This is a genomic window from Paenibacillus sp. FSL H7-0323, from assembly GCF_038002725.1.
Taxonomy (GTDB): domain Bacteria; phylum Bacillota; class Bacilli; order Paenibacillales; family Paenibacillaceae; genus Paenibacillus_AQ; species Paenibacillus_AQ odorifer.
On sequence record NZ_JBBODB010000001.1, the window covers coordinates 5,154,108 to 5,173,892 of the forward strand.

The 19,785-nt window shown below is 41.2% G+C and carries 18 protein-coding genes; 7 read left to right on the forward strand and 11 right to left on the reverse strand.

The annotated features are described in order from the left end of the window. Positions 1-11 precede the first annotated feature (11 nt). On the reverse strand, positions 12-1,160 hold the full coding sequence (locus MHH89_RS23290) for a hypothetical protein (RefSeq protein WP_341088244.1): 1,149 nt from the start codon (positions 1,158-1,160) through the stop codon (positions 12-14). Then, positions 1,126-1,776 (reverse strand): N-formylglutamate amidohydrolase, encoded by a 651-nt coding sequence (locus tag MHH89_RS23295; RefSeq protein ID WP_341088246.1) that lies wholly within the window; start codon positions 1,774-1,776, stop codon positions 1,126-1,128. The genes MHH89_RS23290 and MHH89_RS23295 overlap by 35 nt, the downstream gene beginning before the upstream one ends. Positions 1,777-2,109: 333 nt before the next feature. Between MHH89_RS23295 and MHH89_RS23300 the strand changes: the two genes are divergently transcribed. The 5 genes from MHH89_RS23300 to MHH89_RS31375 all read left to right on the forward strand — a co-directional run bounded on the left by MHH89_RS23300 (position 2,110) and on the right by MHH89_RS31375 (position 6,888). Further along, the gene (locus MHH89_RS23300; protein ID WP_076126963.1) at positions 2,110-3,492 is read left to right on the forward strand and encodes an ABC transporter substrate-binding protein; all 1,383 of its coding nucleotides are present in this window, start codon (positions 2,110-2,112) and stop codon (positions 3,490-3,492) included. A gap of 160 nt (positions 3,493-3,652) precedes the next feature. Further along, positions 3,653-4,495 (forward strand): carbohydrate ABC transporter permease, encoded by an 843-nt coding sequence (locus MHH89_RS23305; protein WP_036687240.1) that lies wholly within the window; start codon positions 3,653-3,655, stop codon positions 4,493-4,495. Continuing rightward, positions 4,495-5,328: a carbohydrate ABC transporter permease gene (locus MHH89_RS23310; RefSeq protein ID WP_076126965.1), complete on the forward strand. Its 834-nt coding sequence runs from the start codon at positions 4,495-4,497 to the stop codon at positions 5,326-5,328. The genes MHH89_RS23305 and MHH89_RS23310 overlap by 1 nt, the downstream gene beginning before the upstream one ends. A gap of 164 nt (positions 5,329-5,492) precedes the next feature. Further along, positions 5,493-6,524 (forward strand): LacI family DNA-binding transcriptional regulator, encoded by a 1,032-nt coding sequence (locus tag MHH89_RS23315; RefSeq protein ID WP_076126967.1) that lies wholly within the window; start codon positions 5,493-5,495, stop codon positions 6,522-6,524. An 88-nt stretch (positions 6,525-6,612) separates the two neighbouring features. Continuing rightward, complete coding sequence (locus MHH89_RS31375; RefSeq protein ID WP_370511611.1) at positions 6,613-6,888, forward strand: ArsR/SmtB family transcription factor; 276 nt, start codon at positions 6,613-6,615, stop codon at positions 6,886-6,888. 30 nt (positions 6,889-6,918) lie between these two features. Here MHH89_RS31375 and MHH89_RS23320 read toward each other — a convergent pair whose 3' ends face one another. The 5 genes from MHH89_RS23320 to udk all read right to left on the reverse strand — a co-directional run bounded on the left by MHH89_RS23320 (position 6,919) and on the right by udk (position 11,874). Beyond that, positions 6,919-7,149, reverse strand: a complete 231-nt coding sequence (locus MHH89_RS23320; RefSeq protein ID WP_254847760.1) for a hypothetical protein — start codon at positions 7,147-7,149, stop codon at positions 6,919-6,921. Positions 7,150-7,171: 22 nt separating this feature from the next. Next, the gene (locus MHH89_RS23325; protein WP_076219030.1) at positions 7,172-8,284 is read right to left on the reverse strand and encodes a GerAB/ArcD/ProY family transporter; all 1,113 of its coding nucleotides are present in this window, start codon (positions 8,282-8,284) and stop codon (positions 7,172-7,174) included. Positions 8,285-8,305: 21 nt separating this feature from the next. Beyond that, entirely contained in the window at positions 8,306-9,505 is a 1,200-nt protein-coding gene (locus MHH89_RS23330) for a Ger(x)C family spore germination protein (RefSeq protein WP_076126972.1), read from the reverse strand. A gap of 3 nt (positions 9,506-9,508) precedes the next feature. Then, positions 9,509-11,101 (reverse strand): spore germination protein, encoded by a 1,593-nt coding sequence (locus tag MHH89_RS23335; RefSeq protein ID WP_076126974.1) that lies wholly within the window; start codon positions 11,099-11,101, stop codon positions 9,509-9,511. 146 nt (positions 11,102-11,247) lie between these two features. Beyond that, positions 11,248-11,874, reverse strand: a complete 627-nt coding sequence (gene udk / locus MHH89_RS23340) for a uridine kinase (RefSeq protein WP_036687251.1) — start codon at positions 11,872-11,874, stop codon at positions 11,248-11,250. Between the two features lie 157 nt (positions 11,875-12,031). Between udk and MHH89_RS23345 the strand changes: the two genes are divergently transcribed. Further along, entirely contained in the window at positions 12,032-13,132 is a 1,101-nt protein-coding gene (locus MHH89_RS23345; RefSeq protein WP_076126976.1) for a threonine aldolase family protein, read from the forward strand. Here MHH89_RS23345 and MHH89_RS23350 read toward each other — a convergent pair. From MHH89_RS23350 to MHH89_RS23365, 4 genes are read right to left on the reverse strand one after another with little or no spacing between them, the layout of a single operon-like run. Further along, positions 13,118-14,434 carry a glycosyltransferase family 2 protein gene (locus MHH89_RS23350; protein ID WP_076126977.1) on the reverse strand — a complete coding sequence of 439 codons (1,317 nt, stop codon included), beginning with the start codon at positions 14,432-14,434 and terminating at the stop codon, positions 13,118-13,120. The genes MHH89_RS23345 and MHH89_RS23350 overlap by 15 nt on opposite strands. A 19-nt stretch (positions 14,435-14,453) precedes the next feature. After that, a complete protein-coding gene (locus MHH89_RS23355; protein WP_076126979.1) occupies positions 14,454-16,001 on the reverse strand; it encodes a sugar isomerase in 1,548 nt (515 codons plus the stop codon). Further along, entirely contained in the window at positions 15,976-17,103 is a 1,128-nt protein-coding gene (locus MHH89_RS23360; RefSeq protein ID WP_076303192.1) for a polysaccharide pyruvyl transferase family protein, read from the reverse strand. Before MHH89_RS23360 ends, MHH89_RS23355 begins: the two co-directional genes overlap by 26 nt. Continuing rightward, positions 17,100-18,158, reverse strand: coding sequence for a glycosyltransferase family 2 protein (locus tag MHH89_RS23365; RefSeq protein ID WP_076303191.1), 1,059 nt, complete (start codon positions 18,156-18,158; stop codon positions 17,100-17,102). Before MHH89_RS23365 ends, MHH89_RS23360 begins: the two co-directional genes overlap by 4 nt. Before the next feature lie 220 nt (positions 18,159-18,378). On the opposite strand from MHH89_RS23365, the gene MHH89_RS23370 reads away from it, so the two are divergent. After that, positions 18,379-19,605, forward strand: coding sequence for a Zn-dependent hydrolase (locus MHH89_RS23370; protein ID WP_341088251.1), 1,227 nt, complete (start codon positions 18,379-18,381; stop codon positions 19,603-19,605). The last annotated feature ends 180 nt before the right edge of the window (positions 19,606-19,785 follow it).

The following is a 19,785-nucleotide window of genomic DNA, read 5'->3' on the forward strand; positions in this document are numbered from 1 at the left end:
AATCCCTCCATTTAATTAATTTTGGCGCGTTCCTCAGATAGTGTTGTGTAGATGATAATCGGAAGTAACACAAGAGAAATGATGACGGTCAGAGCGATGCTCCAGTTCAAATCCTTATATAGCTGTACTATGGTGAACAACAAAGCGATAACAGGTAAGACTAGTTTATTTAAGTGCTTTAGGAATAAGGAGTACATACTTCTTTTTACGGTAACTGATGTGCCGATGCTTGGGATTTCTAACTCGTTACGCGATAAGGCGGTGATCCCGATAAATAAGTGGCTGTCGATAAATTTAAGCTGCTCATTATCCGCATAAAGCTTGACTGACTGGGCAATATGCTCCGTATCGATGTCTAAGATGGGGATAGTGATTTGTTTGGAATTATAGGAGATCACGATCTGATCTGTTTCTTCCATGCCTAGCAGTTTTCTAACATTCGGATGAATTCTGCATAAATTCTGGTGCTCATCAAAAGGGTAAGGATGACCCACTCTGAGGGTGAGCTCTCTTTTGCCAATAAAAAAGTTCCCTAATGCACTTAAGGGCCGTTGGATCAGTTGATTTATAAGTTTATGTATGCCTGGCTTGGGTTGAGAACGCGTCCTAGCGCGAGTAATGATTAATGGATCATGCCCCTCGGAATGGGTTTCAAGCAATAACATGATGTATCTGTTGAAGTAAAGGGTATTCGGTTTGGCTGTGCTATCTTCTCGTAAAGTTAGGTTTACCCGGAAGCCATTTTTGGGATTGATAAGTTCTACTTGATTCGTATATTTACGGACGAGTGCTGGACAGGCTTTTACATAGGGTTTGGCAATCTCGTCCACTTTAGGAATTCCCCGAAGAACTGTGTCGTATTCTGGCTTCGTTATTGTTAATCCTGTAGTCAGGCAGTCCCCGAGCTTGTCCTTTGCCCGCTTGGATAATTGGATTGTACCTCTTGGCACCTCATCTGCCGATAAAATTAAACAGCTGACTTTGACACCATTCTCTGCTGTAAGATCAACGAAGATATGCTGCACTAAACCTAATTCCTTTAACTCTTCGGAGTTCATTGTGATTTCTTCACGAGGTTGAAGGCTTTGTTTGTCTAGAATAGTAAAGGTTTGCTCGATAATAATGTCAGACACCGCCCAATAGTTTAATGATTTGTTCAAGGGAATGAATGGTTTTTTGGAATAAATCAAACGCATTCGGGTTACGATAATTTCGATTAATTTCAATTTGAATACTTTGAACTAACAATTCCTTAGTGCAATATGAAGTAATCGTTCCAGGATGGGATGCAGAAAATGTATGATTTTGTCGAACATTGGTAATACCATTATTGTTAAAGATGCCTATGACGTCATTTAAATTATTCTCTCGTATAGAGGTTCCGTACAGTGTCCCTAGGTCAATATCAAACTCTCGAAGTTTGGAAGCTCCGTGCAGATCGATCACAAACTGAATGCGATGTTCTTTGACAAGCGCTCGTAGCGCAGCCTTATATTCTCCACCTAAGATGTAATTTGGGTCTTCTTTGGAAAAGCTATTCGAATAAATACAGTAGCAATTGGTGAGCTTTTGTAACAAGAGGGCAAGGGAGCCTGTATACATGTCAGCTGGTTTTACAGCATGTTCTCGAAAATGATTAATGGCATGTGGAGCTGAGACTAGTACAGGAAGGGAGCCTTCTACAATGGAGTAAGAGGGAGCTACCCCGATATCGCCAAAATAATTATTATTGGAGAATTGTAGCTCATACTGTTCGATCAGAGATAAAATATGCAATCACCTATTCATAGTTATTTAATGGGTCGTTAACCATTAGTATGTCCTAAGCATTCACCATTCATGAATAAGGATGAATCTATTATAACGCTTGCAAGGTTTGCCGTGGGCAGTTTTTCCATAAAATGATTCTAAAAGATTGGCTATTGAAAAGTTCAAAATGGTGTGCTAATATTTCAATTGAAAACGTTACCGATAAGGATACCGAGAAGGATACCAAAAAGTAGGCTGGGGATTACTTAAGCAAATGAAAACGCTGACATAATTTTCACTAACAGCATCGGAACGTCTTCATGCGAAGTAATCTAATAAAAAGTACGAGGGGGAAGAAGAATGAAGAATATCAAAAAATATTTAGGGCTCATGTTAGTAATGTCTATGGTTGTTGTCTTAGCGGCAGGATGTGGGAATAAAGAAAATAATTCTGCATCCAATGATGGAAACGCTACATCTGGTAAAAAAGGGTCAGTTTATTTCTTGAACTTCAAACCTGAGATTGCAGAAATATATGAAAAGATCGCTAAGGATTACGAAGCAGAAACAGGAGTTAAGGTAAAAGTCGTAACGGCTGCTGCGGGTACTTACGAAACTAAATTGAAATCCGAAATCTCCAAGTCTGAAGCGCCAACTATTTTCCAAATTAACGGACCTGTTGGTTTTCAATCCTGGAAAGATTACACCTTGGATTTGAAAGATACTAAGCTTTACAGCTATCTGTCCGACAAAAGCTTGGCTGTAACTGAAGGTGAAGGCGTGTATGGTATCCCTTACGTAGTTGAAGGATACGGCATCATCTACAACGACGCAATTATGAAGAAATACTTCGCTTTGGCTGATAAAGCGGTATCGATCTCCTCCACAACTGAGATCAATAACTTCGACACTTTGAAAGCAGTAGTAGAAGATATGACGGCTAAAAAAGACCAACTGGGCATTAAAGGTGTATTCGCCTCCACTTCCCTCGCTGCTGGTGAGCAATGGAGATGGCAGACTCACCTTGCAAACTTGCCGCTGTACTATGAATTCAAAGACAATACTGAGTTTGACAACACCGTTCTTGCGGGTCTAGCTTCTAAAGAAGTTGAATTCAAATACAACGATAAATTTAAAAACATCTTCGATCTGTACATCAAGAACTCTGTAACTAAAGAATCCTTGCTGGGTAGTAAATCCGTAGCTGACTCCATGGCTGAATTTGCACTTGGTAACGCAGCTATGGTTCAAAATGGTAACTGGGCTTGGTCACAAATCAACGATGTTGACGGTAACGTAGTTAAAGCTGAAGAAATCAAATTCTTGCCTATCTACACAGGTATGGAAGGCGAAGAAAAACAAGGTTTGGCTGTAGGTACAGAAAACTATTTCGCAATCAACAGCAAAGTATCTGCTGAGAACCAACAAGCTTCTATCGCTTTCCTGGAATGGTTGTTCTCCAGTGAAAAAGGTAAAGCTTATGTAACTAACGATCTAGGTTTCATCGCACCATTCAATACCTTTGAAGACAGCGAAAAACCAGCAGATCCACTTGCTAAAGAAGTATCTGCTTGGATGGAAAAAGATCTTACTTCTGTAGCTTGGACATTCGCAGCATTCCCAAGTGAAGAATTCAAAAACGTCTTTGGTGATGCGCTCTTGCAATACGCTCAAGGAAACAAAACTTGGGATGAAGTTGTAACCATCTTCAAGGACACTTGGAAGGCTGAAAAAGCAAAATAATAAATGCATGGAAAGATGCTTGAATAACTCTCAGTTGTCATACAGATAAAAGCTTAGTGCCACTGGGCTCCCTCGGGATTCAGTGGCACTAAGCAACAATTGGAGTGGATCTTGCTACATCTGTTTCATCATTTTCCATACTGAGATAGGAGAAGACTCCATGGAAAAATCGATAAAAAAATATTTTGCTCTTTTTGCATTACCGACCATAATAGCCTTTGGAATTGCCTTTGTGATCCCTTTTCTTTTGGGTATATATTTGTCTTTTACAGAGTTTACTACAGTCAATGATGCAACATGGATAGGGTTTGGCAATTACGCTAAAGCTTTTTCGAATCAAGAGTTTCTAAATGCATTAGGTTTCACCGTTAAATTCACAGTTTTATCTGTTCTTACTATTAATGTGTTCGCCTTCATCTTGGCGATGTTATTAACTAGAAAGCTAAAAGGTACCAACGTATTTAGAACGATCTTCTTTATGCCTAACTTGATAGGCGGTATCGTATTAGGATATATCTGGCAGTTGATTTTTAATGGGATTTTGTACAAATTCGGTGTCACTTTGACCTCTGATGCAACGTATGGATTTTGGGGACTAATCGTTCTTATGAATTGGCAATTGATAGGGTACATGATGATTATCTATGTTGCAGGTATTCAGAATGTTCCTAAAGATATAGTAGAAGCCGCAAGAATTGATGGAGCTTCACGTTCTAAGATTTTGCGTAATGTGACTATTCCACTCGTAATGCCGTCCATTACTATTTGTTTATTCTTAACTTTATCTAATTCATTTAAATTGTTTGACCAGAACTTAGCGTTGACCGCTGGTGCACCTTCTAAGCAGACCTCCATGTTAGCACTGGACATCTACAATACATTCTACGGAAAATCAGGATGGGAAGGTGTCGGTCAAGCGAAAGCCGTCGTATTCTTTGCTTTAGTAGCCTTAATCGCCTTAATACAACTTGTCATTACTAGAAGAAAGGAGGTTGAGAACTAATGCAAAAGACTAGAGCAAAAGATTACTCCATATTCACCATTTTGTTGGTCTTGGCCATTGCGTTCTTATCTCCTATTTTTATTGTTCTGATGAACTCCTTCAAGGGTAAGTTCTACATTAGTGATACGCCGTTCTTATTCCCTAATGAGACTACGTTTGTTGGTTTAAAGAACTATACTAGTGGTGCAGCAAAGATTGATTTCTTCAGTGCCTTCGGAATGTCCTTGTTTATTACGGTATGCTCGGTGGCTGTGATCGTGTTATTTACTTCCATGACTGCATGGTACATTACCCGGGTGAAGTCCAAATTCACAGGCATGATGTATTATGCGTTTGTATTCTCGATGATCGTGCCTTTCCAAATGGTTATGTTCACAATGACTAAGACTGCAAACGTGCTGCATCTCGACAATCCGATTGGGATTATCTTAATCTATTTAGGGTTTGGATCAGGGCTGTCTGTGTTTATGTTTAGCGGATTTGTGAAGTCTATCCCGCTTGAGGTTGAAGAAGCGGTAATGATTGATGGCTGTAATCCACCTCAGGCCTTCTTTAAAGTGGTATTGCCCATCCTGAAACCTATTGCTGTAACTGTAGCTATCCTTAATGTAATGTGGGTATGGAACGACTTCCTATTGCCAGACCTGCTGATTGGTACAGAATATAAAACGATTCCTATTGCGATCCAGTACCTAAAAGGTGGATACGGATCGATTGACATGGGAGCTATGATGGCGATGCTGGTCTTAGCTATTGTGCCAATCATCATTTTCTACCTGACTTGTCAAAAGTACATCATCGAAGGTGTCGTTGCAGGTGCGGTTAAGGGTTAAGCTTGATCTACCTCGTTAAATAAATTAATATTCATGTAAGAAGCGAGTAGGGTGTTTTTCTTGGTGGGTGACCATCAGGAATCCCCTGCTTTCTTATTTTGACTATGAAGTTGAATAAGGATTAAGGAGTTTGATAGATACTAACAAGTAAAGGATAGATAGAAATGGAGAGACTGACTATTATAGACATCGCCAAATTATGCGGTGTTGGCGTGACTACTGTATCAAGGGCTATTAACAATCATCCGGATATTAATGAAGAAACAAAAGCGATGGTTATGAGGGTTATCAAAGAAAATCATTATGTCCCGAACAACAGTGCAAGAAATTTAAAACGTTCTGATTCGAAAACGATTGCAGTATTGATTAAAGGGATATCCAATCCATTTTTTAGCCCGATGATCAAAGTGTTCGAAAAAGAGATTCAACGCAAGAAATACTCCTTCATCCTACAGCGAGTTGATGAGAATCAAGATGAGATCGAAGTGGCGATTGAGCTGGAGAAAGAAAAAAGGCTAAAGGGAATTGTCTTTTTAGGAGGGCTATTCTCACACTCTCAAGAGAAATTACAGCAATTAACGGTTCCATTTGTCCTTAGTACGATCGGAATGACGGAAGAGTTTGATTTGAGCGACTATTCTTCTGTATCTGTCGATGACTTTAATGAGAGCTATAAGATTGTGGACTATTTATGTAATCTGGGGCATGAGAAAATCGCAGTCATTACTGCACCAGAAGAAGATGTAAGTATCGGTAAGTTAAGATATGAAGGTTATAAAAGGGCTTTAGCTGATCATGGAATCGCTTATAATGAGCGGCTAGTGCGGCGGATGAAAGAGGATATCGACAGTTACAGTATGGAAAATGGGTATGCGGTTACAAAAGAATTGCTAGAGTTAGGTGAAGAGTTCACCGCTATTTTTACCTTATCAGATAGTATGGCTATCGGCGCCTGTAAGGCAATATTTGAAGCGGGCAAGCAAGTCCCGGAAGATTACTCTGTGGCTGGTTATGACGGATTGGATATTTCCTTCTATTATAATCCTTCTATTACTACCATCAAACAGCCGGTAGTGGAGATTGCGGAAGCGACGATTAAGATTCTTTTTGATCTCATCAATAAGAAGGTTAAGCATGCGCATCAGATTTTCCCGGCTGAATTAATAGTTAGAGAATCTACAAGGTCTTTATTGTAGTTTCAACAAGTGAGTATGTTTAAGTTTATTTACGAATCGGGGTGGGGAGATAGAACCGCAAGAGATTAAACCTAACGATATCAACAGCATCACACGGTTTCTCACCGCATTTGGTGATCCTACTCGGATTCGGATTGTTACGTTATTAGGGAATAAAGGTCGGCTGAATGTTGGGGAAATTGCAGGTGAATTCGAAATAAGCAGGCCAGCGATTTCACATCATCTCAAAATCCTACGGGATGCCCGCATTGTTGACCATAAAAAGAGAGGCCAGGAAGTCTATTACTGGCTGGCGCGTGAACGGCTAGCAACAAACTTTAGGGCGCTTGCTGATTTGGCAATGTCGTTTAATCATGGGGACTAAGCCATCTCAAGGGAATGGTTCAGTCCCATTTTAGGATAACCAGGCATTTACCATATCGGAGACGGGTTTATAGATAAATATCATCCATCCCAATGGGTTAGAGACCGAAATATGTAACGCATTAATAAGACTGAAGAAAGTTCCCAGCAACAGAAGAAATGAGAAAACCCACATCTCCTTGATTAATTTTTTCCTCCACATCAGGGGAACTTCAATGGCTGCTATAACGGCTACAACTATGAGAATCACTACTATACCCAATATTCACAACCTCCCAAACCATCTAGTTTCGAGATATTAAGTCTTTGCTCAGTGCTCTTCTGAACATTACTACGCTTAACAAAACCAGGGGTAGAAATAACCCAAAGGTTATAACATAATACACCCAATAATTATCAAAAATTTCGCCGTAATAAGTGTAATTTGGGGCTATAAGAGGTGCTAGTGCGACCAAAATCAACCCTGTCGGTAAGGATAACACTCGATACTCCTTCAATTTTAATAATTGGGACAACCCCAGAATAAAAGCATAGAAATACAAAGTTACTTTTATAAAGAAAGTTAACATCCACTGTAGAGCTATCATGGCTTCCACCCGCTCAAAGATTCCACCAACAGATATGCGCCTTGCGATGTTATAGCTGGGATATATATCTCTGGCCGTCAGATCCGGACCTAAGACCAGTATGGAGACGATGAGCGTTATGAAAATTACAGTCCCCCCTAGGAGGGTGCCTTGTAAAAAACTCCTTGTTATCTTTTGTTGTTTATCTACATAAGGAAGTATCATTAGAAAGACGACTGGTTCTAAAAAAGTGTAGGCCGTAATGGGAATAGTCCCTCTCAGTACTGGCTTTATTCCATCTTCCAGGATGGGGAATATTCTGATAATTTCCATCTGAGGAACAATTGCGACCGTCAGGATCAGAAATAGGATAACGACCATTGGAGTGAAGATCTCTCCCGCTCGTCCGATAACCTCAATACCGAGCCGCGTTGCCATAATTACGATAAGTATAAATAAGAGCAGGATGGCCGGGATAGGAGTTCCAGGCAACATTTCTGAAATCACAAAATCACTGATCTCCCTCATACTTCCAGCGATAACTATAAGAAAAAACAATAAAGTCATAAGCGATAGAATAGTCCCAAGCCATTTTCCGAAGACCTTTTGAATTGCCTCAATAAGCGTTAATTTGGGATATAACTTTGCGAACTTGCTGTACATATAGTTGGCCAGCAAACCTAATGCCATTCCAATTAAAGCTGAAATCCAGGCGTTTTGTGTGGCGTAGTGTGTGGATGAAGAAGGGATTATAAGGATGGAATCCCCAATAGTAAGGAGCATAACCAGTAAGGTTAGCTGGCGAGTACTTATTTTTCCCTTTTCCAACATGGTTTTGTTCACTCCAATTCATCACTTCGCCTCTTCTAGGAAAGAGTTAGTCACTTTCCCTAACAGGCGAATCTTAATATCCATCTTTACGCTTACTGGAAGGTTAACAAAGGTCTCATCCCAATTGTTTCGCAGTTTCTTCCACGCCTGCGGGTTAGAACGATGGATGATTTCGCCGAATCCAAAAATATCACTTTTGTATTCAGTTTGTACCTTTTTAATTGTAGCTTCGAATAGATTTATTACTTTTTTATTGGCGATTTGTTCTAATTGAGTGATGGTCTTTGGGTCCCTTAGATCAAGATTTCTGCATTGTACCTCTCCTAAATCTGATTCTAAATGCTGCTCAATAGTGATTTCTGGTTTGCCACTATGGATGCTGCCTTTCATTTTGGAACGGGCTTCAAATACATCAAGTGAAACCTTTTTACCTTCGGGACATTGGATATAGAAAACAGTGCTCCTTACTTTATTGGTTAAATAGTTATACACTTTTGATTCCTCTGGATTTAGCCAACCAATCAATTTGTCCTCCTTGAATATGGCCAATCCGGAGTATTTCAATTCCGTTGGAGAGTCTACCGTTTCAACATTCTTCGGAGTTTCTCCTTCATCTACACTTCCATCGATGACAACACCTGTTAAGACTGGATTTTTACCTTTACTCACAAGTTCTGTAATTAGGGTTCCTAATGTCACAGTAGATGTAGGTGCCCAATTTTTCTCAGAGGTTTCCAGACTGGAAAACAATCGCACGGCAGGAATCTTTTCAAGACTGGTTAATATTTTCAACGCATCTTCTGCCCTCGCATCCTTTGCTACCACTATAAAATAATCATTTCGCGTATCGTTGTCTCTTGACATGAAATCAAGAACATCGCTGATTCCCTCTTTAGCCAAATCCTCGCCAAGGACTAGGATTCGTAAATGAGAGATATAAATTTTACGTGGACTAACGGTTGTGATTTTTCTAAGGGCTTCATATACGGTATTTCCCGTCGCTTTATAAAGGTTGACTGGTGCCTGAGGAGAGCCCCCCTTTGAGCCAGCGATTTGACTGGGTAAGACCACTTGCGCAGAAACTTGATATTGATCTCCGATTTTATCGATACCTATTCCTACAGCAATCGCAAGATCATTTAATTCTCGGCGGCTCCAGCAACCTGTTACAAATATTTGCATGAGAATAAGAACACAAATCAGAAGCGATCTTCGTTTCATGAATTATTCCTCCGTGAGATCTCCCGGTTTCTCCGGTGGTGAACTCTTTTCCCGAACGATATTTTTTTTATTGATAAGTCTAGGGCGGGTAAACATAGCCCAATGCGGCATTCGGAAAAAGGTGTCCTTTTGATCGGCGAGATTATAGGGAGCAAACGGGCTCAAATAAGGAATTCCAAAGGAACGTAAGCTGCACATGTGAAGAACTATCGCAATAACGCCGATAATGATCCCAAACAATCCAAAGGATGCAGCAAGGAACATCATTGGGAAACGGAGCATTCTGATGGTCAGGGCAAGATCGAAGGATGGCAGCACAAAGCTGGAGATAGCAGTAATAGCGACGACAATAAGCATGGCAGCAGAAACAATGCCGGCATCAACTGCCGCAGTCCCAATCACTAGGGTGCCTACAATGGATACAGATTGGGCTATGGTTTGAGGCATTCGTACACTCGCTTCTCGTATAATCTCAAAGGCAAGCTCCATTAAGAGTGCTTCAATAAATGCTGGAAGCGGCACGCCCTCCCGTTGTGCGGCTAGACTGATCAGCAGGGTTGTGGGCAGCATCTCCTGATGAAAGGTAGTAATAGCTACATACAAAGATGGGGCAAGTAGTGAAATGAAAATACTGAAGTATCGAAGCATTCGTACTAAGGTGCTAACATCGGCACGTTGATAATAATCTTCCGCCGTCTGCATGAAGGAAACAAATAAGGTAGGCACCGTCATTACTATAGGAGTCCCATCTACTAATATGGCTACTTTTCCTTCCATAAGAGCAGCTGCTATAACGTCAGGGCGTTCCGTATGATGGATCGTTGGAAATGGGGTATAGGTTTCATCCTCGATTAATTCTTCGATATAGCCACTTTCCAGGATCCCGTCAATGTCGATCCGATCTAAACGTGAGTGTACTTCTTGCAGAATCTCATCACTAACAATGCCATTGATATACATGAGGGCTACGTCTGTCTGTGTTACACGTCCAATTTGCTGTGTTTCTAACCAAAGATTGGGGTCTTTTATTTTCCGCCGGATTAATGCGGTATTCGTGCGTAAGCTTTCTGTGAAGGCTTCCTTAGGTCCACGAATCACCGTTTCAGTGGCACTTTCCGTTACGCCACGGTCTTTCCAGTCACGCATGCCTATGGTGAACCCTTTGGTATATCCATTGAGTAAGAGGATCACATCTCCGGATAATAGAGAGGTGAATAAAGAATTGAACTCCGTCGCATCTTTAATATCCCCTACAGTGAGCATGTGATCTTTTAATAATTGATAGTTGGCTGTTTGTGTATCAAGACTTGGATCTGGAAGTTCTAAGATTAGTGATTCCAGAATGAAATCCTGAATAGCTTTACTATCCGCCAATCCATCTGTATAGAAAATAGCTGCTTTAATCTGGTGTTTGGAACCAATAAAGAATTCTCTAATCACGAGATCTGTACTATTGCCGAGTGTTGTTTTTATATATTGAATATTATCTTGAAGTTTTTCTTTAATGGGTTCCTTGGGTAATTCTTTAGTGGGGTTAGGGTGCCCTAATGAAGGGTTCTTAAAAACTTTTGTTATTGTTCTGTTCAGAAATCCCATAGTTGTTATCCCTCTTCCGCTGGTGCTGTAAATATAGCTATTACCAGAATGAGGTGGGATTATTCTGAACCATGGATGGGTCAACGCATATCAAAAAAGCCGCAGAGAGATTCTCTGCAGCTAGCTAGAAGCGCTTAATTAAGACTTTAAGACGTCCAATCGTTATATAGATGCTTCTCCGTTAGGATGGACAACAACTGAATACCAACCTCATTATGGCCACCTTCAGGGATGATCAGGTCAGCGTATTTTTTGGATGGCTCAATAAAAGCTTCATGCATGGGTTTAACTGTACTCAAATATTGATGATGGATCGACTGGATGCTCCGTCCACGTTCTTCAATATCTCTAAGGACCCGGCGGAGAATGCGTACATCAGGATCGGCATCCACGAATACCTTGATGTCGAGCATTTCACGGAGATTCTCGTCAGAAAGGACGTGGAGTCCCTCGATGATTACAATATTGTTTGGCTTCAGTTCTACCGTCTCTGTAGTGGAGCGGGCATGGACTGTAAAGTCATACACGGGAGCGAATGCGGTCTGTTCTTCGCGCAGAGATTTAAGATGCTCAATGAGCAGCTCGTTATCGAAAGCGAAAGGATGATCGTAATTAATGGATTCACGTTCAGCAAAGCTGAGATGTGAGTGATCCTTATAGTAGTTATCTTGAGATATGAAAGTTACCTTTCCCGTTCCAAGACGGTCAATGACGGAGCGGGCTACGGTTGTTTTTCCCGAGCCGGTGCCGCCGGCGATACCAATAATGAGCATGTGATTCAATAACCCTCCCTAAGATTGCCGTTGCAATTCCAATATTGTAGCACAGCGCTCATGTTTTTTCACCTTAGATCGGGTAAAATTAAGATGGGATTTTTGGAAATTCGTCTATATTAGGGACAAGGCAAATCCGGAAGGGGTTATCCAACGAATGAACGGAAAAAAAACCGTACAAGAGGCTTTTAATGAAACGGCCTATCGAATCGCAGGGAATGGGAATAGAGATGTGCAAGTGTTGAAGGAAGCCTTGGCAGCCGTAGAGAACAGTACGGCATCTGATATTTATGGAACGGGCGAAGTGATTGAAGATTTCCAGACGAAAATGGCGAATATCCTGGGCAAAGAAACCGCGGTTTTCTTTCCGAGCGGAACGATGGCGCAGCAAATCGCTTTAAGAATTTGGTGCGATGAAAAAGAGGTGAAAAAAGTAGCCTATCATCCCTTATGTCACTTGGAGATCCATGAGCAGGATGGCCTGAAGGAATTACATCATATTGAGCCTATCTTGCTTGCGGACAAGAACCGATTAATCACTTTGGAGGATGTGGCGAACCTAAAGGAGGATATCGCCTGTTTGTTGCTGGAATTACCCCAGCGCGAGATTGGTGGTCAGCTGCCAGAGTACACGGAGCTTGAAGCTATTTCTGCTCATTGCCGTGCACGCGGCATTAAATTGCATTTGGATGGGGCAAGATTATTTGAGATCCTCCCGTATTACGGGAAGTCAGCAGCTGAAATCTCTGCACTCTTTGATAGTGTGTATATATCCTTTTATAAAGGAATTGGAGGAATCGCTGGGGCAATTCTTGCAGGCAGTGAAGATTTTACGAAGCAATCAAAGATATGGAAACGGCGGCATGGTGGAGACTTAATCAGCTTATATCCGTACATCATTTCTTCTGATTATTATTACCAGCAAAGAGAAGGCAACATGCAGCAGTATTATGAAGGTGCAAAGGAGCTTGCTGCCTGGGTTAATCAATGTCACGACGTAACCACTCTGCCCGCTCAACCTGTCTCCAATATGTTTCACATGCATTTTCAAATGTCTAAGGAACAAATTGAACCGATTCTGTCAGCGGTGTATGAGGCGACAGGAATCGGTTTAAGCGCGGGTATAAGAGCTACCGGGGAACATGCTTCTTATTGTGAGATCAGCATTGGAGATAAGTATGCCGACATCCCAAAAGAAAAACTTAAAGAGTTTTTTCTGCTGCTCGATAAGCTAATGAGCGAATCATCTGCCGAGTAGCGTGCGGAGTAAGGAGATTCGTAATAGTTGTTTTTTAATAAGCTTCATGCGAAACTCATTTTTTAATTGATTGTAGATCAGCGGGCAATGGTTAAGCGCCCAATGGTACATGAATTTAAAGTCTGTAGCGTCCTTTGCAGAATTTAATAAATAGTATGAGATCGTATCGTAAGCATTGTGGTTGAACCATTCCGTCATTTCCTGTGCGTTATATCCATATTTCTGCACGGCCATATTCTTAATGAGTTTCTTTTCTTCCAGATTCTCAATTAAGAATCCTTGGCTCAGATTAAAGGTGATATTGTTCCCGTGTATTCTGTATACGCCGGCAATCACATCAATGAAGCCCGCATCACCTACCAGCAGGGAACGCAAATAGATGGAAGCATCGTTGACCATATTCATATCTAGGATATCCATAGCCATTAAGGCCTCTCGTTTAAAGACAGTAGTTAAAGTAGAGGCGGGTTTTGGATATCCTTTTTTCTCGAAATTCATGAAATAATCGCGTTTCTTAATAATGCTGCTAAGCTGCAGATTGGAGATTTTTAGTTGTTTGGCTTTGGAATACTCCAGAAACACATTCGCAGCTACAAATGAAATTTCGGGATGAAGGAGATGGAAGCGGACTGCTTTACTGAAATAATTCATGTCGATCAGATAATCATCATCATCGAGAAAAAGAACATATTCCCCATCACCATGTGCAGCAAAAGCTTTTCGACGATTATTTCCAGGTCCGCTATTGGTAGCATTGCGCATGTAAATGACCCGTGGCTCCGCCCCAAAGTGTTGCTGCATTAACTCTTTCGTGCCATCTGTAGAACAATCATCAATCACTGTAATCTCTTTATTGGGATAGTCCTGCATTAAGATACTTTGGATCGCTTGATATAGGAATTCTTTTCTATTATAGGTGGTGATAATGACACTGATCTTGGGAGAATCGGATAAGGATTGGACTGCTGGGTAGGAAATTTCCGTATCCGAAATGCGGCTTTCCATTTTAACCAACCCCTGAATTAAACCTGCGATATCACTGGCAACAATGTTGAATTGTTCAGACAGATAGAATTTCAAAGTATCCTCTGAAGCCCTCCCAGTCAGAAAGGCATGAATAACCTCAGATAAGGTTTCCAGATAAGGTTTGATTTGTACATTTTGTTCTTGATCTATGATCTGGCGGCATCTTTGCAATAGTTCTGTATCCTCTATTTGGATGGTGGGTGAATGGTTTATTTCATCATTTAGGTCGTTTAGAAAGACGTAACAGGCTTGCTGCAAAACCTCGCTATGATCCATTTCCAGTCCTCCTGTTGTGTTATTTGGATAAACCACTTACCTCAGGCTGAGCGTTAATTTTATTTTTGAGTTTGTATCGATACTTTTTGAGATGTTCCCATGTATAGAGGAAGACTTCCCGTTCCATTAAAGAGCCGATTACAAAATATACAGGCAAGATCACTAGTCCTAGAAGTACACCCCAGATCATAAGCCCCAGATAGGAATGGATCGGGATGTCGATGGCAGTTGTGATGAGAATAATGCCTACAAAAACTACTGCATTCGTAAGCCATCTTCTAAAAGTGACCCATGGACTGCGGTCCAGCAAATGTTTGCTGGCATAAATCACAATATCTATGGAGCGGTATAGGAGGGCAACTATCGTTCCCATCAGTACACCGTAAATTCCCATGAAGATTACGAAGACAACAGAAGCCACCAGATTAATGGCGGATTCCAGAATGGAACGGTTTTGTGTTTTTTTGAAATGTCCAGCGATGGTAATCACATTATTGGAAGACGTTCTGGCATTGGTTAATAATTTGATGACTACGAACAAGACCGGCAACCACATATCAATGTAATTCACGTCGTTTACCCCGGCGGTATACAATTTCATAAAGGGTAAAATCAAAATGTAAGCCACCGTTAGAATCGAGAAGATAAGCCCCATAAAATACACTTCGTAAGCATCATAAAATTTAATAAATGCTTCTTTACTCTCATGGTAGCTTTGCCCTAGGGCAGCCTTCACACTTCCGTTTATGGTCTGAACGATATTATCCACGATCGTAAAAATCATATTGTACATAACATAGATACTGACGATTTTTAGATTCGTAAAGATGGTTAATATAAGTACGTCAGTATTTCTAAACACCAAATAGGAGATTTCATGGACTAATACGGAATTCTTTTGACCAATGGCTTCATAGTCTGGTTTGAGATTCAGGTTGATCCACTTGTAATTCTTATTCATATAAATATAGAAAGCGATGATTTGAAGTAAAGTTAAGATAAAATAGGAAGCTTGAACCGCAATAATGTCCACACCTTGCAGTAATAACAGAATCCGGATCAGGCTGTTCATAATATTAGCCACAGTGACAATGGAAGTCTCTACATAGCTTTTTCCCTCCGCAGCGAGCAGGACCTTGAATTTCCCCTGAAAATAATAATTGATTGCTCCGCCCATCCCCGTAAGCAAAATAATGACCATAATCGATAATTTATCGATCTCAGACGAGATCACTAGCGGGTACACGATGGCGAGTAGCAGTACGGCGAAGAAATAGTAAATACCTGTTTTTTTATAATAGCTGGAGGTGGCAGCCAGAATAGAGTTGATATTGTTTTTATTATCCGAAGCTACCGGCTTGTAAAGTGCTTGGATCGAGGCCGCCCCAACACCTGCTTCCAGCAGCGCCAAATAACTAATAATCTGCACAATCGAAGCGATCAGCCCATTGGCCTCAGAGCCATAGTTGACCATTATCAGTCTGGGTATAAAAAAACCGAGGATAATCGTGATGAGTTGACTTCCCAGTCCAAAGGATAAGTTAAGAATGCTCCGCTTGGCTTTCATAACGAATCCCCCTTTCGTAAAGCGGTAAATACGTGTCTAGATGCTCGAAATGTCTTTCGGCTTGTTTTGCTTGCAGTGTGACATCCATAGAGCAGGTGATCATACTTTCAAAAATCTGTGCAGGCTGGAACTGTTCCAGCGTGTTGAAATCGGCATACAGACCTGTGAATCCAACATCTTCCATTACATTGACCATTTTTTTGCTGTAGGCTACAGGGAATACCGGTTTATTAAATACCCAGCCCAGAATCATTGCATGGAATCTTGAAGCCACAATAGAACTGGCATTAGCTAACACGGACAACACTTCTTCCATGTTCGTTTTATATAAATGCACTTGAATAGCATCCTTGTAGGAGGGACCGATAAGGCGCTGAATCTCTTCAATCGCCAGTTGATCGCCTTCGTGTTCGCAAAATGACATGAAATGAACCGCGTAACCTTTTTCAATGAAATAAATTGCGAGTTCTTTCATTTTTTCATAATAGAGGTTGTCAAAACCGTTCAGACCTTTCGCAGAAGGTTTAATAACGGATAAGACGATGTAATCCTCCGGTTCGTTTGGAATATCTGGCGGGTCTAGCTGGAAAATAATATCTGGGGCTAAGCGGACATTATCCAGATCCTTAAATAAATCATAAGAGTACTGTTCTCTGAAACATATATCTGTATAATCCTTGAAAATCCGCTTGTGCTCATCATAGTATTCTTGATTTGTAAAAGGGCCAAAATTAGATCCTAACAGATAGTAAGGCTTATTTTGATTACGAATGACTTCTGCATTCTTGAAATGCTCTGCCCAGTGGTCTGCTTCCATGAAAATTGAGCCGCCGATATGAACGACGCCATCTGAGTGATCTGCCAGATATTTGTGAGCCACATTATGTATCTTTAGCTTCCTGCAAATATAGCCAATGCCTCTTAGAAGAAGGGAATCGGAAGGATACACTTTGAGGTTAGGGAGCTCTTTGAAACATTGTTTATAGAGGCGTGGTGCGCAAATTCTGAATTTGGTATCCGGATATCTTTCGCACAGCACCTTAATGAATAGATCATCGCCCAGATTAAATTCGGTATAGGCGTATATCAGCATCTTTTTCATATTCTAGATTCCTTTCGGGTTCCGTTCCCTTTAAGTAGGTTGCGCTTGAACCGGGATAAGCCTCTCTCCACAGAGATGAATCTGTGATATAGAAGCGGGGAGATTAAAAATGTTCTGATATAAAGGGTTAATCTGCGATTATCTCCTCTATAACGTCTTATGAGTTCATCCATTTCTTGATTGAGCTTGGGATAGGTATGGTTGATGTCACGAAGTAATTCCTGAATGCTTACCCCTTCCGTACCATTTAGACAGGTTTTGAGGTTGAAAAAGTAGTTCTCGATCAGCTCCCGGTTCATTAACAAAGGTGAGATCGTATCTAGTTCAGCAAAGGGATAGGTTTTAAAATATTCATCCACCCTTTTGAAAGCATCCACTACATCGAATTTATTCACGTTATAGCTGTTGGAGATGGAGGAGTTTCTCTGTAAATAAAATGATAGTATATCCGGGATTGAGATGACTCTGGCCGCTCTGGACAAGGCTTTGTAGATGAACTCTTGATCCTCTCCATTCACACAGCGTTCTGTATAACCTAACCCGTGGAGAAGTAAGAATTCTCGCTTATAAGCGATACTCCCTGTCCATATTCGCAAGCTTTTGTTCACGAAAATCCGCGCCAGTGCTTCGCTTCCCGTCACGTCGCTGAAATCAGAGGTACAGCTTAATAGAGTTTCTCTGCCTTCTGAGACATGATTATAACCCCAGCAAATAATCTCGGGTTGTTCATCTTGAGTATAAGAATGAATGGTTGAGACCAAGTCTGCGGAGACATAATCATCTCCATCGACAAAAAGAACATAATTACCTGTGGCTTCAGCTAATCCCCTATTTCTAGCCGCGCTTACTCCATGATTCTCCGTTCGAATGACTTTACAGAAAAGGGCGGGATTACGCGAAAGAATCTTTTCTATAACGTTGTAAGTGTTATCCGTAGAACCATCATCTACGATGATGATTTCGAAATGCGGATCGCTTTGGTCAAGCAGTGAATTAAACATAGGGGTTATATACTGCTCTATATTGTATACCGGGATCACAAGGCTTAGATTCATGGGCTCGCTCCTTTCCTGTGGAAAACTGGATGATAAGCTATCTTAAGCTTACCCCTCGTATGAAAAGATTGTATATACTACTTTAGTTTACTTATTGCTGGCTCCACTCGTTGTAGCATCATGTGAATAATAGTTATTACAATATGTAAAATGAAAATATTATGGTTTGGTTTAACATAGATAGAAAGCCAACAAAATGCTCGAAGCGGAGGGATCTGGGATGCAGCTGCAAAAAATATTCGTGAACGGTGAGAGACTGAAGAATACAATCGAGGCATTTGCCGATTATGGGCGTACAGATAAAAATGGCGTGACCCGATTATCGCTGACGGAAGAGGATCTTAAAGTTCGGGATTATTTTCGTGCCTGTTGTGAAGAGCTCGGAATGTCTGTGAAGATGGATGATATGGGGACGATGTATGCCACACTGGCAGGCGAAACTTCCGGGCCTCCGATTGTGATTGGCTCGCATATGGATACTGTGAAAAAAGGGGGCAGATTCGATGGCGTCCTGGGGGTTATCGCGGGTCTAGAGGTGGTGCGGACGCTTGTAGATTACGGGATTAAGCCGAAGGTTCCGGTGACGATTATGAATTTTACGAATGAAGAGGGGGCACGTTTTGAGCCATCGATGATGGCCTCTGGTGTGTTGTCCGGAAAGTTTGATAAAAGTGTTATGTTGAACAAAAAAGATCCAGCAGGCATCACCTTTGGTGAAGCGCTGGAGAAGAGTGGATATAAGGGAGAAATGAGCAATCGTATCACCGAAGCCACCGCTTATTTGGAGCTTCATATCGAGCAAGGGCCTGTTCTTGAAAAAGAGGAGCTGACGATTGGGCTGGTTGACTGTGTAGTTGGTATGGCCTGTTACGAGATTGAGGTGACGGGAGAATCCGATCATGCGGGCACAACCCCTATGGCGATGCGCAAAGATGCTTTGTTTGCTGCCACAGATATGATTATTGAGCTGCGGAGCAAGCTGGGGGCGCTCGATTCCGAGCTTGTGTATACCATGGGCAGAATGAATGTGCTTCCTAATATCCATACCGTCATTCCCAATAAAGTGATTTTCACCATTGAAGCCAGACATAAAGAGATGGAGATTGTGCGTGAAGTGGAAGCCATTATCAACGGTTTGCCAGAGCAACTGCTGGAATGTGAAGTAAGCAAGACTAAGCTTTGGGGCCGAGATACGGTGTGGTTTGATCAGAATGTGTGTGATTTGGTGGAGCAAGCGGCTCAAACCTTGAGTTATTCCAGTCGAAAGATCGCAAGTGGTGCAGGGCATGACGCACAATTCGTAGCCAGCTTTCTGCCATCCGCAATGGTGTTCGTGCCTAGCGTGAAGGGTAAAAGCCATTGTGAAGAGGAACTAACCTCTTATGAAGACTGCGAAAAAGGGGTAAATGTAGTGTTAGAAACAGTGATGTTGTTATTATCAAGATAGGTAATGTCACTTAATATAACATAATGCAATAAGGTAGTCGCTTTAATTTCATACAAAATCGTCAAAAAGGCACTCTATAGGGTGTCTTTTTTTATGAGATAATAAAGATGGTTGTGTTGAGTACCAAAATGGTTAAAGATTAATGGGCAGTTAAGTCTGATCCTTTGTGTAAAAACACAA

Coding starts and splice junctions, on each gene's coding strand:
- MHH89_RS23360 (WP_076303192.1), bottom strand. CDS start 17,103: ATGAAAAAGATGCTGATATACGCCTATACCGAATTTAATCTGGGCGAT.
- MHH89_RS23345 (WP_076126976.1), top strand. CDS start 12,032: ATGAACGGAAAAAAAACCGTACAAGAGGCTTTTAATGAAACGGCCTAT.
- MHH89_RS23350 (WP_076126977.1), bottom strand. CDS start 14,434: ATGGATCATAGCGAGGTTTTGCAGCAAGCCTGTTACGTCTTTCTAAAC.
- MHH89_RS23330 (WP_076126972.1), bottom strand. CDS start 9,505: ATGAAACGAAGATCGCTTCTGATTTGTGTTCTTATTCTCATGCAAATA.
- MHH89_RS23310 (WP_076126965.1), top strand. CDS start 4,495: ATGCAAAAGACTAGAGCAAAAGATTACTCCATATTCACCATTTTGTTG.
- MHH89_RS23355 (WP_076126979.1), bottom strand. CDS start 16,001: ATGAAAGCCAAGCGGAGCATTCTTAACTTATCCTTTGGACTGGGAAGT.
- MHH89_RS23335 (WP_076126974.1), bottom strand. CDS start 11,101: ATGGGATTTCTGAACAGAACAATAACAAAAGTTTTTAAGAACCCTTCA.
- udk (WP_036687251.1), bottom strand. CDS start 11,874: ATGCTCATTATTGGTATCGCCGGCGGCACCGGCTCGGGAAAAACAACC.
- MHH89_RS23325 (WP_076219030.1), bottom strand. CDS start 8,284: ATGTTGGAAAAGGGAAAAATAAGTACTCGCCAGCTAACCTTACTGGTT.
- MHH89_RS23365 (WP_076303191.1), bottom strand. CDS start 18,158: ATGAATCTAAGCCTTGTGATCCCGGTATACAATATAGAGCAGTATATA.
- MHH89_RS23315 (WP_076126967.1), top strand. CDS start 5,493: ATGGAGAGACTGACTATTATAGACATCGCCAAATTATGCGGTGTTGGC.
- MHH89_RS23305 (WP_036687240.1), top strand. CDS start 3,653: ATGGAAAAATCGATAAAAAAATATTTTGCTCTTTTTGCATTACCGACC.
- MHH89_RS23300 (WP_076126963.1), top strand. CDS start 2,110: ATGAAGAATATCAAAAAATATTTAGGGCTCATGTTAGTAATGTCTATG.
- MHH89_RS23370 (WP_341088251.1), top strand. CDS start 18,379: ATGCAGCTGCAAAAAATATTCGTGAACGGTGAGAGACTGAAGAATACA.